The organism is Paenibacillus cucumis (ex Kampfer et al. 2016), assembly GCF_019748695.1.
GTDB lineage: Bacteria > Bacillota > Bacilli > Paenibacillales > Paenibacillaceae > Paenibacillus > Paenibacillus polysaccharolyticus.
The window spans coordinates 46552-59894 of record NZ_JACLIC010000003.1; the positions used below are offsets into that span (position 1 = coordinate 46552).

Annotated in this window: 22 protein-coding genes; 20 read left to right on the forward strand and 2 right to left on the reverse strand. The window is 43.2% G+C overall.

Features of this window, described 5'->3' with window-relative positions; all coding sequences use genetic code 11:
• The first annotated feature begins 21 nt into the window (after window positions 1–21).
• From rplO to rpsI, 14 genes are all read left to right on the forward strand, one after another.
• Complete coding sequence (rplO, locus tag H7T88_RS01835) at window positions 22–462, forward strand: 50S ribosomal protein L15 (protein WP_090924667.1); 441 nt, start codon at window positions 22–24, stop codon at window positions 460–462.
• The gene (gene secY, locus H7T88_RS01840) at window positions 462–1760 is read left to right on the forward strand and encodes a preprotein translocase subunit SecY (RefSeq protein WP_090924666.1); all 1299 of its coding nucleotides are present in this window, start codon (window positions 462–464) and stop codon (window positions 1758–1760) included. The genes rplO and secY overlap by 1 nt, the downstream gene beginning before the upstream one ends.
• 90 nt (window positions 1761–1850) lie before the next feature.
• The gene (locus H7T88_RS01845; RefSeq protein WP_090924665.1) at window positions 1851–2495 is read left to right on the forward strand and encodes an adenylate kinase; all 645 of its coding nucleotides are present in this window, start codon (window positions 1851–1853) and stop codon (window positions 2493–2495) included.
• 3 nt (window positions 2496–2498) lie between these two features.
• The gene (map, locus tag H7T88_RS01850) at window positions 2499–3251 is read left to right on the forward strand and encodes a type I methionyl aminopeptidase (protein WP_221786562.1); all 753 of its coding nucleotides are present in this window, start codon (window positions 2499–2501) and stop codon (window positions 3249–3251) included.
• Between the two features lie 10 nt (window positions 3252–3261).
• The gene (locus H7T88_RS01855; protein WP_154960499.1) at window positions 3262–3570 is read left to right on the forward strand and encodes a KOW domain-containing RNA-binding protein; all 309 of its coding nucleotides are present in this window, start codon (window positions 3262–3264) and stop codon (window positions 3568–3570) included.
• A gap of 3 nt (window positions 3571–3573) precedes the next feature.
• Entirely contained in the window at window positions 3574–3789 is a 216-nt protein-coding gene (infA, locus tag H7T88_RS01860; protein ID WP_017692098.1) for a translation initiation factor IF-1, read from the forward strand.
• A gap of 152 nt (window positions 3790–3941) precedes the next feature.
• On the forward strand, window positions 3942–4055 hold the full coding sequence (gene rpmJ, locus H7T88_RS01865) for a 50S ribosomal protein L36 (RefSeq protein WP_003333770.1): 114 nt from the start codon (window positions 3942–3944) through the stop codon (window positions 4053–4055).
• 20 nt (window positions 4056–4075) lie between these two features.
• Window positions 4076–4444 carry a 30S ribosomal protein S13 gene (gene rpsM / locus H7T88_RS01870; protein WP_056697730.1) on the forward strand — a complete coding sequence of 123 codons (369 nt, stop codon included), beginning with the start codon at window positions 4076–4078 and terminating at the stop codon, window positions 4442–4444.
• Between the two features lie 19 nt (window positions 4445–4463).
• Entirely contained in the window at window positions 4464–4859 is a 396-nt protein-coding gene (rpsK, locus tag H7T88_RS01875; RefSeq protein ID WP_068537278.1) for a 30S ribosomal protein S11, read from the forward strand.
• Between the two features lie 136 nt (window positions 4860–4995).
• A complete protein-coding gene (locus H7T88_RS01880) occupies window positions 4996–5940 on the forward strand; it encodes a DNA-directed RNA polymerase subunit alpha (RefSeq protein ID WP_024633566.1) in 945 nt (314 codons plus the stop codon).
• 34 nt (window positions 5941–5974) lie between these two features.
• Window positions 5975–6340, forward strand: coding sequence for a 50S ribosomal protein L17 (rplQ, locus tag H7T88_RS01885; protein ID WP_017692102.1), 366 nt, complete (start codon window positions 5975–5977; stop codon window positions 6338–6340).
• 160 nt (window positions 6341–6500) lie between these two features.
• Window positions 6501–7274 carry a tRNA pseudouridine(38-40) synthase TruA gene (gene truA, locus H7T88_RS01890; protein ID WP_090924662.1) on the forward strand — a complete coding sequence of 258 codons (774 nt, stop codon included), beginning with the start codon at window positions 6501–6503 and terminating at the stop codon, window positions 7272–7274.
• Window positions 7275–7479: 205 nt separating this feature from the next.
• Window positions 7480–7917, forward strand: a complete 438-nt coding sequence (rplM, locus tag H7T88_RS01895; protein ID WP_024633564.1) for a 50S ribosomal protein L13 — start codon at window positions 7480–7482, stop codon at window positions 7915–7917.
• 19 nt (window positions 7918–7936) lie between these two features.
• Window positions 7937–8329, forward strand: a complete 393-nt coding sequence (gene rpsI, locus H7T88_RS01900) for a 30S ribosomal protein S9 (RefSeq protein WP_090924661.1) — start codon at window positions 7937–7939, stop codon at window positions 8327–8329.
• 104 nt (window positions 8330–8433) lie between these two features.
• Here the strand turns inward: rpsI and H7T88_RS01905 are convergent, their stop codons facing one another.
• A complete protein-coding gene (locus H7T88_RS01905) occupies window positions 8434–9588 on the reverse strand; it encodes a site-specific integrase (RefSeq protein ID WP_221786563.1) in 1155 nt (384 codons plus the stop codon).
• A gap of 75 nt (window positions 9589–9663) precedes the next feature.
• On the reverse strand, window positions 9664–10593 hold the full coding sequence (locus H7T88_RS01910; RefSeq protein WP_221786564.1) for a helix-turn-helix domain-containing protein: 930 nt from the start codon (window positions 10591–10593) through the stop codon (window positions 9664–9666).
• 94 nt (window positions 10594–10687) lie between these two features.
• On the opposite strand from H7T88_RS01910, the gene H7T88_RS01915 reads away from it, so the two are divergent.
• From H7T88_RS01915 to H7T88_RS01940, 6 genes are all read left to right on the forward strand, one after another.
• Window positions 10688–10900 carry a helix-turn-helix transcriptional regulator gene (locus tag H7T88_RS01915; RefSeq protein ID WP_221786565.1) on the forward strand — a complete coding sequence of 71 codons (213 nt, stop codon included), beginning with the start codon at window positions 10688–10690 and terminating at the stop codon, window positions 10898–10900.
• Window positions 10901–11031: 131 nt separating this feature from the next.
• Window positions 11032–11328 carry a DUF771 domain-containing protein gene (locus tag H7T88_RS01920; RefSeq protein ID WP_221786566.1) on the forward strand — a complete coding sequence of 99 codons (297 nt, stop codon included), beginning with the start codon at window positions 11032–11034 and terminating at the stop codon, window positions 11326–11328.
• Between the two features lie 32 nt (window positions 11329–11360).
• Entirely contained in the window at window positions 11361–11576 is a 216-nt protein-coding gene (locus tag H7T88_RS01925; RefSeq protein ID WP_221786567.1) for a hypothetical protein, read from the forward strand.
• A 123-nt stretch (window positions 11577–11699) separates the two neighbouring features.
• A complete protein-coding gene (locus tag H7T88_RS01930; protein ID WP_221786568.1) occupies window positions 11700–12182 on the forward strand; it encodes a helix-turn-helix domain-containing protein in 483 nt (160 codons plus the stop codon).
• Window positions 12172–12369, forward strand: coding sequence for a hypothetical protein (locus H7T88_RS01935; RefSeq protein ID WP_221786569.1), 198 nt, complete (start codon window positions 12172–12174; stop codon window positions 12367–12369). Before H7T88_RS01930 ends, H7T88_RS01935 begins: the two co-directional genes overlap by 11 nt.
• A gap of 56 nt (window positions 12370–12425) precedes the next feature.
• Window positions 12426–13337, forward strand: coding sequence for a DUF4373 domain-containing protein (locus tag H7T88_RS01940; protein WP_221786570.1), 912 nt, complete (start codon window positions 12426–12428; stop codon window positions 13335–13337).
• Window positions 13338–13343: the final 6 nt, after the last annotated feature.

A 13343-nucleotide genomic window follows, 5' to 3' on the forward strand; every position in this document is an offset into this window, starting at 1 on the left:
TTTAAGGAGGTGCAACGAACGATGAAGTTACATGAGCTTTCACCATCTCCTGGATCGCGTAAAGAACGCAAACGTGTTGGTCGCGGTCCAAGTAGTGGTACAGGTAAAACATCAGGTCGCGGTCATAAAGGACAAAACGCTCGTTCGGGCGGTGGTGTTCGTCCAGGCTTCGAAGGTGGACAAAATCCATTGTATCGTCGCTTGCCAAAACGCGGTTTCGTAAACCCAACTCGCAAAGAATATGCAGTTGTTAATATCGAAGACCTGAATAGTTTGCCTGCGGGTACTGAAGTAACTCCAGAATTCTTGATGACGAACGGCGTTGTTAAAAACGCTAAATCCGGAATCAAAGTCCTGGGTAACGGTGAAGTCACTGTGAAGCTGACTGTTAAAGCTAACAAGTTTTCTCAATCTGCGGTGGAGAAAATTGAAGCTGCCGGCGGTACAACCGAGGTGATTTAATGTTCAAGACCCTAAAGAATATCTGGCGGGTTGAGGATCTGCGCAAAAGGGTATTATTTACCCTTTTTGTACTGATCATTTACCGCATCGGCTCCTTTGTCCCCGTTCCGGGCGTTAACAAAGATGTGTTCGAAGCGACAAATTCTGCGGGTAAAGAAGTTTTTGGACTTCTCAATACGTTCTCGGGTGGAGCACTGTTCCAGTTCTCTATATTTGCTCTCGGGATCGTTCCTTACATCACTGCGTCTATCATAGTACAGTTGCTTTCCATGGACGTTATTCCTAAATTAGCGGAATGGGCAAAGCAAGGTGAACAAGGTAAGAAGAAATCTGCACAACTGACTCGTTATTTAACGATCGGGCTGGCATTGATTCAAGCGTTTGGTACGTCGATCGGATTCAACCGCTTGTACAATACAGACATGATTCCTAACGCTACGTTTGCAGATTATATCTTGATCGCAATTGTACTTACGGCCGGTACTTCATTCCTGATGTGGCTTGGTGAGCAGATCACCGAGAAAGGCATCGGAAACGGAATTTCGATTTTGATCTTTGCGGGTATCCTGTCAACAGTGCCTAACATTATCAAACAAACAATCGAGTCCGACTTCATCCAACCTGATCAATTGTTCATGAACATTCTTAAAGGTGTGATCATCGCGATTGTCATCGTGCTGATTATCATCGGGGTCATTTACATTCAACAGGCGATTCGGAAAATTCCTGTACAGTACGCAAAACGTGTCGTAGGAAACAAAATGTACGGTGGACAGAATACACATATCCCGCTGAAGATTAATGCAGCTGGTGTTATCCCTGTCATCTTCGCATCATCGCTGTTGATGTTCCCAACGATTATCGCCAACTTCTGGGCTAATCATGGTTGGGCACAGTGGATCGGTCAGAACTTGACTACACACAAACCTCTTGGTATGGTGCTGTATGTCGTGATGATCTTCGGATTCACATTCTTCTATACGTTCGTACAGATGAATCCACAGCAGATGGCTGATAATATGAAAAAGAACGGCGGTTACATTCCGGGTATTCGCCCAGGTAAAGCAACCGAGAAATATCTGACCCGTGTCATGACTCGTTTGACAATGGCCGGAGCCATCTTCTTGGCAGTCATTTCCGTTCTGCCTGTATTCTTAGGGGCACTTTCTGGTTTGCCTCAATCAGCGCAAATTGGAGGAACTTCCCTCCTGATCGTTATCGGTGTTGCGCTGGATACGATGAAGCAAATCGAAAGCCAATTGATCAAACGCCACTACAAAGGTTTTATCAATAAATAGGCAATAGGTTCCGGTTGAGTAAAGATTTACTTGCCGGCACCTATTGTGCTGTTTGTTGATGTAGGGTAGTCTTGGAGGGAGTGACATAACGTGAACATCCTATTCATGGGCCCTCCGGGGGCAGGAAAAGGTACGCAAGCAGACGTCATTGTGAAAGAGTTCGGTATTCCCCATATTTCAACAGGCGATGCATTTCGTCTTGCGATTAAACAGGGAACTCCCATTGGCCTGAAAGCCAAGGAATATATGGATCAAGGATTACTTGTACCAGATGATGTTACCATTGGCATCGTTGAAGAACGATTGCAACAGTCGGACTGCAGAGAAGGTTTCCTCTTGGATGGTTTTCCAAGAACCCTGTCTCAGGCAGAAGCGCTGGATGGCATCCTGGAACGACTGAACTCAGGTCTTGATCATGTGATCAACCTGAAAGTGGATCGCAACAAATTGCTGGCTCGTTTGACGGGTCGTCGTATTTGTAAAAACTGTGGTTCGACTTATCATGTCGTATTTAATCCACCAAAGCAGGATGGTATCTGTGATAAATGCGGCGGCGAGTTGTACCAACGCTCTGATGATAACGAAGAGAGCGTAGGCACTCGTTTGGACGAATATATCAACAAAACAGCACCACTCCTCACGTTCTACGAAACTAAAGGCCTTCTTCGTCAAATCGACGGAGAACAGGATATCGATCAAGTTTCTCAAGAAATCGTGTCCTTGTTGAGAGGTTAATTGATGATCATTGGTAAGTCCGAAACGGAACTGGGTTTGATGAGGGAAGCTGGGAGAATTGTTGCGGAAACGCATCGTCTCTTGGAAGAACACATTGTTCCCGGTATTACGACTGGTGAACTTGACCATATGGCTGATCAATTTATTCGCAGTCAAGGAGCTGTGCCGTCTTTCAAAGGTTATAACGGTTTCCCTGCCAGTGTGTGCGCTTCAGTGAATGAAGAGTTGGTACATGGATTTCCCGGCAAACGCAAGTTGAACGAGGGCGATATCGTTACGTTTGACATTGGCGCGCAGTACCAGGGGTATCATGGAGATTCTGCCTGGACCTATCCAGTTGGCCGTATTTCCGAAGAAGCTCGTCGTCTTCTGGACGTTACCGAGGCTTCATTATACGCAGGACTAGCGCTGGTAAAATCAGACGTTCGCTTGTTTACAATATCTCATGCAATTCAGAAATATATCGAAGATGAAGGGTTTTCCGTCGTTCGTGAATATGTCGGTCACGGCATTGGAGCGAATCTGCACGAGGAACCATCGATTCCGAACTATGGTCTTCCTGATCGTGGACCAAGGTTGAAGGCTGGTATGGTGCTAGCTATTGAGCCAATGGTTAACGCAGGCAGACGGTATGTCAAAACGTTGGAAGATAACTGGACTGTCGTTACAGCTGATGGATCGTTATGTGCCCACTTTGAACACACCGTAGCAGTTACACCTGAAGGTATGGAAATTTTCACAAAACTGAATGCGTAGGTGATTAGGCATGAACAATCCGTCGAATCCGCAGCTCGGTCAAATTGTGAAGATCCGTAAAGGCCGCAATGCGGACCAAGCCGCAGTAATTGTTGCTATAGAGGACAATAGGTTCGTATATATCGCGGATGGAGACAAACGAAAGTTTGACCAACCCAAGAAGAAGAATATTCTTCATCTTGAACTTCAACCGATGATTAGCAGTGAGGTTGTAAACAGTTTAAACGAGAGTGGTCGGGTGACAAACGGAAAGCTCCGCTATGCGGTTCATTCGTTTCTGGAATCCACCAACATTCAAGCTGAAGAGAAAGGAGACTGACTAATGGCCAAGGAAGATGTCATTGAAGTGGAAGGCACGGTTCTTGAACCGCTGCCGAATGCAACGTTCAAGGTTGAGCTTGAGAATGGTCATCAAATTCTCGCTCACGTTTCCGGTAAATTGCGGATGCACTTCATCCGTATCCTGACTGGAGACAAAGTAGTTGTTCAGTTATCGCCTTATGATCTAACAAAAGGTCGTATAACTTACCGTAAATAGTAGTAGACAGTTGCAATGAACTGTGAAGCTTATGAAGCGGGTTTTGCCCGGCAAAACTTGCGAAAGCTTCGAAGCCGGTTTTACAATAGTAGAACAAGGTCAATGCTTACGAAGAGGGTTTTGCTAAGCAGAACTTTGAGGAGGTAATTCACATGAAGGTAAGACCTTCGGTCAAGCCGATTTGCGAAAAATGCAAAGTCATTCGCCGCAAAGGGAATGTAATGGTTATCTGTGAAAATCCAAAACACAAACAAAAACAAGGTTAATGAAGGGGGTGTAGCGTAAAATGGCACGTATAGCTGGTGTGGATTTGCCACGTGATAAGCGCGTTGAGATCGCCTTGACTTATATTTTCGGAATCGGTAAAACGACTTCCCAGAAAATTCTGAGCTCTACAGGCATCAATCAGAACACTCGTGTTCGTGATTTGACGGAAGATGAAGTCAGCAAATTGCGTGAAAGTATCGACAAAGAGGTCAAAGTTGAAGGTGACCTGCGTCGTGAAATCTCTTTGAATATTAAACGTTTGACGGAGATCGGTTGTTACCGTGGAGTTCGTCATCGTCGTGGTCTGCCTGTTCGTGGACAACGTACGAAAACGAATGCTCGTACTCGTAAAGGTCCTCGTCGTACTGTAGCGAACAAGAAGAAATAATAAGGGGGGATAAGAGAAAATGGCTAAACCGAAAAAAGTCGTACGTACTAAACGTCGTGACCGTAAAAATATTGAATCTGGCGTGGCACATATCCGTTCCACTTTCAATAACACTATCGTTACTATTACGGATCCTCACGGAAACGCGATTTCGTGGGCAAGCTCCGGCGGCCTCGGATTCAGAGGTTCCCGTAAATCGACTCCGTTTGCTGCACAAATGGCTGCTGAGACTGCTGCCAAAGCTGCAATGGAACATGGGATGAAATCCGTTGAGGTTATGGTTAAAGGACCAGGCGCAGGCCGTGAAGCAGCGATCCGCTCTTTGCAAGCTGCTGGTCTTGAAGTTAACCTGATCAAAGACGTAACTCCAGTCCCGCATAACGGATGCCGTCCTCCAAAACGTCGTCGTGTCTAATGAGATTTGCCCCTGCGTGTGGTATACTTCCGGCACAATCTGCTAATAATGGTTGTTTAGGCATACTACTACATGTTTTCGCAAGAGAAGGTAAATGTTTCATAGAGGACCGACGTTTTGAAGGAGGGGTATTGCAGTGATAGAAATCGAAAAGCCGAAAATTGAGACGGTAGACGTCAACGATGATGGCACCTATGGGAAATTCGTAGTAGAACCGCTGGAGCGCGGATACGGTACGACGCTTGGAAACTCGCTTCGCCGAATCCTGCTCTCATCACTGCCGGGTGCGGCAGTGTCTTCGGTTCAAATCGATGGCGTTCTGCATGAATTTGCTACAGTTCCTGGCGTAATGGAAGATGTTACAGAGATTATCCTTAACCTGAAAGCTTTGTCGCTCAAAATTCATTCTGACGAGGAGAAAGTGCTCGAGATTGATGCTGAAGGCGAAGGAGCAATCACGGCTGGAGACATTCGTGCTGATTCCGATGTAGAAATCCTTAACCCGGATCTTCACATTGCTACGCTTGGACCAGGTTCGAGACTTCACATGCGTATTTTTGCCAATCGCGGTCGCGGCTACGTCCAGGCAGATCGGAATAAACGCGATGACCAGCCGATCGGCGTCATCCCTGTCGATTCCATCTTCACCCCGATCAGCCGCGTAAACTACGCTGTGGAAAATACGCGTGTAGGCCAAGTAACCAACTATGACAAGCTCACGTTGGAAGTTTGGACTGACGGAAGTATTCGTCCTGAAGAGGCTGTAAGCCTTGGCGCTAAAATTTTGACCGAGCATCTCATGCTCTTCGTGGGTCTTACAGACGAAGCGAAGGATGCAGAGATCATGGTTGAAAAAGAAGAAGACAAAAAAGAAAAAGTACTCGAAATGACGATCGAAGAGCTGGATCTCTCTGTTCGTTCCTACAACTGCCTCAAGCGTGCTGGTATTAATACCGTACAAGAGCTGACTACGAAAACGGAAGAAGACATGATGAAAGTCCGTAACCTCGGACGCAAGTCTTTGGAAGAAGTTCAAGAGAAGCTTGAGGAACTGGGTTTGGGACTACGTACAGAAGAATAGACAGCTGAGTGCTTGAAGTGAAGGAGGGAAAACAATGGCATACCAAAAGTTGGGCCGTAATTCCAGCGCACGTAAAGCTTTGTTCCGTGACCTGGTAACCGACCTGTTCTTATACGAGCGCATTCAGACAACTGAAGCGAAAGCAAAAGAGGTTCGCTCTATTGCTGAAAAACTGATCACTAAAGCGAAAAAGGGAGATCTTCATGCCCGTCGCCAAGTGGCAGCATATGTTCGCCGCGAAACTATCGATGGTGAGCAAGATGCAATCCAAAAACTGTTTAGCGAATTGTCCGGTCGTTACGCTGAGCGTCCAGGCGGATACACACGTATCCTGAAACTGGGACCTCGTCGTGGTGACGCAGCGCCTATGGTTTACTTGGAACTGGTAGACCGCGCGTAATACAGATGTGAGATGAGGAAAGGGGACAGAGTCCAAGATTCTGGATCAACCCTTTTTTTCTCTTCATTTCGGAATTCGTGCTGTAAATGAAGCTCCGTAAGGGGCTTCTTTTGCTGTTCGGGATAGGGTTATGTATAGTATGGAACAAAGGTGTGGTAATATGCGCAACTTATGTATGACGGTAACTTATGATGGAACGGCCTACTACGGCTTTCAAGTACAGCCAGGAGGTAATACCATTCAGGACCACCTTGAGGATGCTATTCGTGCGTTGACTGGTGAGACGGTGAAAATCACGGGGTCAGGTCGAACGGATGCAGGCGTTCATGCCCGCAGACAAATCTTCAATTTTCCTACAGCGTCCCAGATTCCGGTGGAACGTTGGTGTATTGCACTCAACTCCAGATTGCCATCTGACATTGTTGTTATTGATGCAATGGAGGTACCGCTAGATTTTCATTCTCGTTATGCAGCGAAAAAGAAAACCTATCGATATACGGTCAATGCAAACCAATTCCCGGATGTCTTTAACAGAAGACTGCAGCATCATCATCATGCCAAGCTGGACATCACTGCGATGGAAGAGGGCCTGCGTCATTTCATAGGCACATATGACTTTACTTCCTTTGCTTCACGCAAGTCTCAGAAAGAGAATCATGTGCGTTCGGTATACGAAGCATGGATAGAAGTGGACCGTTCAATGTGCAGAGACCATCCTCGCGATCAGGGTGTCATTCACATTTATGTGAGTGGTAACGGCTTTTTGCAACATATGGTGCGTATCATTGTAGGGACACTGCTGGAGGTCGGAGAGGGTAAACGGAAAGCCTCTGATGTGCCGGATATGATTGCTGCATGCAACCGTTCTGCTGCGGGACCAACTGCAGTTAGTTGTGGTTTAATGCTCTGGGATCTTGAATACAAAAAAGATTAAATTTGGTGAGTAAAAAGCTCAAATAATACTTGCGAATTAGTCTCCTATCATGTAATATAAAAGTTGTGTTTTCTTAATGGCTTTCCCACAGCCCCAATTAAGATGTTCACATCGCAACAACTATCCATCAACACCTAAAGTTATCACTTAACGAACGAAGATAAATGAAAAATGATGATTTTGAACATTTAAGGAGGAACTTTTCATGCGTACTACGTACATGGCGAAGCCTAACGAAGTTGAGCGCCAATGGCACATCATTGATGCTGAAGGCAAAACCCTCGGACGTTTGGCGAGCGAAGCAGCTGCTTTGATCCGCGGCAAACATAAGCCACAATTCACTCCACATGTGGACACTGGCGATTTCGTTGTTATCATCAATGCAGAGAAAATTGTATTGACTGGTAAAAAAATGCAAGGTAAAAAATACTACCGTCACTCGATGCACCCAGGTGGTTTGAAAGTAACTACTGCAGAAGAGATGGTTAAAAACAAACCTGAACGTATGTTGGAATTGGCTGTTCGCGGTATGCTTCCTAAAACTCGCATGGGCGAGAAAATGAAGCTGAGACTTAAAGCGTACAGAGGCACTGAGCATCCACACGCAGCACAAAAACCAGAAGTTTACGAACTTCGCGGTTAATTAAAAGGAGGACAGTTTCATGGCACAAGTACAATACTATGGGACAGGTCGTCGTAAACATTCGGTAGCACGTGTTCGCCTTGTACCGGGTGAAGGACGCATTGTCATCAATAAACGTGATATTAATGAATACTTTGGTTTGGAAACACTCAAACTGATCGTAAAACAACCACTGACTTTGACAGAAACGCTCACTAACTATGACGTTTTGGTTATCGCTCACGGTGGCGGAATCTCCGGTCAAGCCGGTGCGATCCGTCACGGTATCTCCCGCGCTCTGCTCAAAGCAGATCCAGAATACCGTGCATCCCTGAAAAAAGCAGGATTCCTGACTCGTGACCCACGTATGAAAGAACGTAAAAAATACGGTCTTAAAGCGGCTCGTCGCGCTCCTCAGTTCTCCAAACGTTAATATCCCTTATGTATCAAGGATTTACAGCCTCTGGCCTTATGGTCGGGGGCTGTATTATTTAGGAGTAATATCTGTTCGTGACCATATTCTGACCATAAAGTTTATCATAACTCATTCATGAAGGTAGCGAATTTGGCTGCTGTCTGTTCTTTGACTGTTCTTGTTACATGAGTATAGATGTTCATTGTCATCTTGATATCGGTATGTCCCAGACGTTCCTGGACTTCTTTTATGCTTGCTCCAGCTTCAAACAACAAGGAAGCATGTGTGTGCCTTAAGCCGTGCACCGTAATGGGGTGGAGGTCGTGTACACGGATAATCTCTTCTAATTTGTCATTAGGGTAGGCCAGTCTTAAAGGACTGCCATCATTGCGAATGAAAAGATACTCATTATTATCAAAAGATAAATTCACAACAGACGCTCTATTTCGCTCTGTATGCAGTTTTTTGATTAGACTTAGTGTGGTGTCGTCTGTGCTTATTAAACGCCTAGAAGCGGCTGTTTTGGAGGTCAGAGACATATGCTTACCATTTTCGAAGAATAAAGTTTTGTTGAGGTTTATTGTTTTTGCTTTAAAGTCAATATCTTTTCTTCGTAATGAGAGTATTTCCCCTTTACGTGCTCCTGTGTAAATTAAAGAATGAAACAGCACATAATCTTGGAGCGGGTATTCATCTTTCAGTATATTTAGAAATTGTTTAATCTCCGTTTTATCCCAAAAATTTCGTTCCTCTAGCTGTCCTTCATCAACTATGAACTCATTTTTATCTTTCGGTATGATTACACCTTTTATCGGATTGTGTGCAATGATTTCTTTAGAGATGGCATACTCGAAGATTTGATTCACATACATTTTCATGTTCTCTACAGATTTGATCTCCTTAGCGATCTGGTTAATCACTTCCTGACAATACATACTGTTGATATCCTTCATTCTCAGATTTCCAAAGTGAGGGAGAATGCGTTTTTTAAACTTAGAAACCACAGCTTTCCGGGTACTAGGCTTGTATGTGTTGGAGATTGTTTCGAACCACTGGCGATATACTTGCTCGAAAGTGACATACTTGTCCTCCGTTATATACGTTCCGTTGGCAATTTCCTGTTCAATTTTTGCTGCGTCCAATTGTGCCTCTTTCTTTGTCTTAAATCCTCGCTTAGTAGATTGTCTCTTCTTTCCTGTTGCAGGATCAATAGTTGAATAGTATTTGTACATCCAGCGAATCCCGTCTTTTGTAGTGTATTTTTGAAAGCTGGCCATTTTATCACTCCTAGTTATTTTAATTGAATAGGTATTTTTAAAATGGAGCCTTTGGATAAAGCTCCATTTGTTTTCCTAAATCCAAAATCTAACTTCAACAACTTTCCCAAAAATATGAACATTTTTGCTGGGAACCAAGTCAGGTGAGTAAATCGGGTTAGAAGGAATCAACATGTACATGTCTCCTTGCTTCTTTATCCGGCGTAGAACAGCTTGGTTCTCATAAACTGAAACAACAGCAATATCATTCGAATCTACATTGTCTTGGTACTTTACTATTGCTAGAGAGCCGGCATTAATTCGGTCCCCGCTCATTTCATCATCCCTTATCTTCAGGGCGAAGCCATCAGCTCCTTCTAATATGTCTGACTCTACAGTTAGACTGCTGATTTTCTCCGAATTATCAGTTTTACTATGACGAATAAACATATAGATAGGGATATTGATTAAATTAAAACTACTCAGTATTGATTCATTGATGGGGCTATTGGCTTTTAAATTTGAGTCTTGGATCACATATGGCGGTTCCTCGTTATTTTCTTGATAAACAAGATCATTCATAATTGTCAGATACATTATTTTAGATTGAAGGTCATCACCCCATTCAGCAGTGAACTTGTATTTCTCAAGCTTGAGAGAAGAGAATAATTCGTTATTCAAATTGACAATTTCATCAATTGTGTTCTTATCTTTTATATGTTCGTACAAAATTGGATGGGCATTTTTTTTGAAAAAATCTAAAAATCCCGATTCGTTTAAGTTAAGTATCCAACCCAGCGAGTTTTTAACTCGCTCTTGATCTGGATCATCAGTTCGTCCTAGCAAATAATCTACATTTGTATTAAGAATATCAGCAATTTTATCAAGGTCTGTACTGGTCGGAATTACTCTACCGTTTTCAATGTGACCGAAGTTAGAACGTCCCATATTAAGTTGTTCAGCTACCTCTATCTGTGTAAATCCTAATTTTTTTCTACGTTCACGAATCCGTTCTCCAAGATTCATTCTGGATACCTCCTAAAAAAATAATTAATTATCCTTGACGGTATTTTAAATACCGTTTATAATCAAGTCATCGCTTGATACAGGTGGTGATTAAGTGTTAAAAACGACAGTTCGAAAAAGAGTAAGCTTAAAGAAAAGGCGACTGGAAAAAGGATTTACCCAAGAGCAACTTGCTCTGGCTGTAGATGTTTCTAAAGAACAAATACGGAGCTTGGAGTATGGTCGAGTAAACCCTAGTTTTAAATTGTTGAAAAAAATCTGTACAGTGCTTGATAGCAAGGCAGATGATCTTTTTTTTAGTGATTGAGTATTTTAAATACCCTAGATGAGTATATAATTATTATGTGGTATTGTCAATACCATTATTCAGCGATTTTAATTTTTTTGTCTAAAAGGGTATTTTAAATACCTCAGAGGGGTGAAGGGGGTTAAAGGGCTATGTTTGTGAAAATTAGTATTGATGAAAAAATGTTAAATGAGTTAACAAAAGAGGAAATTAGAAAAAAGTTAGATCAGCAACCTGACAGGTGCTGGTGGGACATGAAGCGTTTGGAGTTGGAAACATGCCGAAAACGCGACTGGATAATTGAGAACATACTCTTAAACCCAAACTTTAAAGAGGAAATGAAGCTAATATCCAACGGTCGTGAAGGTGGCCGCTGGATGTTCAGGGGTGAAGAAATGAGAAGATTCTTGGATAGAAACTTCCACTATTTGAACAGAGCAACGAAATGAAACGATCTAATTTCTTGGAAGGAGCTAAGCGAATGGGAGCAAAAACGATTCCATCACATAGTTCGCCTTTAAAGCGCTACATAAGCGGTTCAGGGGAGCCTGTTATTTGTCAGGCAGAATGGCAAGAAGAGGGCAGAGAACAACTCACACTTTCTGAAATGTCTCGAATATGGTTCAGGAATCCCCTTCAGCACAATATCCTTGTACGCAACATCAAGAGAGTCACCAGAGAACAAGGAAGACATTAAATGGTTGTTATCGATCAACACTGTACCGGAACGATTAAGACTGTATTAGAGCAAGGTAACGACATACTGGAACGTGTAACGCTGTATTGGATAGCTTATAGAAAATTAAAGGAGGACTTTCGGATGACATTTTCAACGAAGTTGAGTACCGCTGAACGCAGAGCATTATCTGGCAAAATCACGTTGAGGGAAGCACGATTAAACTGTGGGTTCAAGGTTGAGGAAGTTACAGCAGAAACAGGATTTAGTACGTCTGAATTGGCACAGATCGAAGAAGACGCAAGCGAAGTATCGGCTCATCTGATACTGAAGCTCATAGCGCTGTATAACACCGATTGGAACCATATCTATGCAGGTCGAGCCGAAGATGTATATCGGGCACGTAAGTATGTAACTGATTTCAGCGAAGTTTCTGAGGTATCCCGTATCAAAAGCGAATTAGCAGTACTGATTCATCTTGTGTTGGATGAAAGGAACTCACGAGAGAGAGTTTCAGAGTGGATGCAAGAGACATTTTACAATGTGCACAAGTACGAAAGCAAGTTACTTCGTCCGTTTATTTCAGGCTGTATTGATAAGGAGGAAGGAAAAGGCTATGAAAGTTGATCTGGATTCCTTATGTGCAATCAGCAACATCAAACATGATGTTATCTTGTTGGCTGCTAACATTGAAAACGGTGAGATTACATCGTTTAAAGGCGTATCTGAAAGGCTTCGAGAGATTCTGTTTTCTATCCATGAATACGAAGATATGTTAATGAAACCTAATGCTGATATGAGCCAAGCGGAGTGACAGGTCAATGTCCAATGAGTAATATACGTAAATCGTTCGTCAAAGGAGGTGAGAATTTGGCGAGACCGACAAAGGAAGGGTTAGATTATTTCCCACTGGATATTAACCTAGACCAAGACGACAAACTTGTTGTTCCAATTGCAAAGTTTGGAATGCAAGGTTTGGGGATCATCGTGAAAATCATGATAGAGATTTATCGTAACAGCTATTTTTACGCATGGGGTGAACGTGAACAGCATGTATTCGCTAATCGAGTAAATGTTGACATTAACCTCGTAAACGAAGTCATTAATGAGTGCATAAAATGGGGTTTCTTCAATCAGAAACTATTCAACGCATTCGGAATACTAACGTCAAGAGGGTTTCAGAAGAGATATATTGAAGCCTCCAAACGCCGAAAAAACATTACGTTCGTTGATATTTATGTGCTCATTGATCTGGAGGAAGCCGTCAAGAAAATATCCAATCCGATTTTTGTAGTTAATACAGACGGAAACCAAGTTAATGTTTACATTAACCCTGATAAAAGTATCGTTCAGGAATCACAAACCCCACAAAGTAAAGTAAAAGAAAGTAAAGTAAATCAAAGTAATAAAAACATACGTGTTGATCCCCCTCACGGTGAATCACACGATGATGGCTATCATGCTGACTTTGAACGGTTCTGGGACGAGTTTCCTAAGCGTAGGAGGAGGGACAAGGCGAAAGCTTATGTTATCTGGATGAAAAAAATAAAAGCTGGCGAACGTGAGAGTTTAATCCAATGCACGCGACATTATGCACAGGATGTACAGGCTATTGGCGTAGAAGGGGAATATGCAAAGATGCCGACCTCATACCTGAATGCTGGAACGTACAAGGATTACTCTCAAGGGGCCATCCAGAGAGAGCCTTCACTAAAGTCGGAGCAAGGGAGTAAAAGAGGAACTTCCTTTGCTGACATGGCAAAACAGATGGAAGACGAATGAATTCCC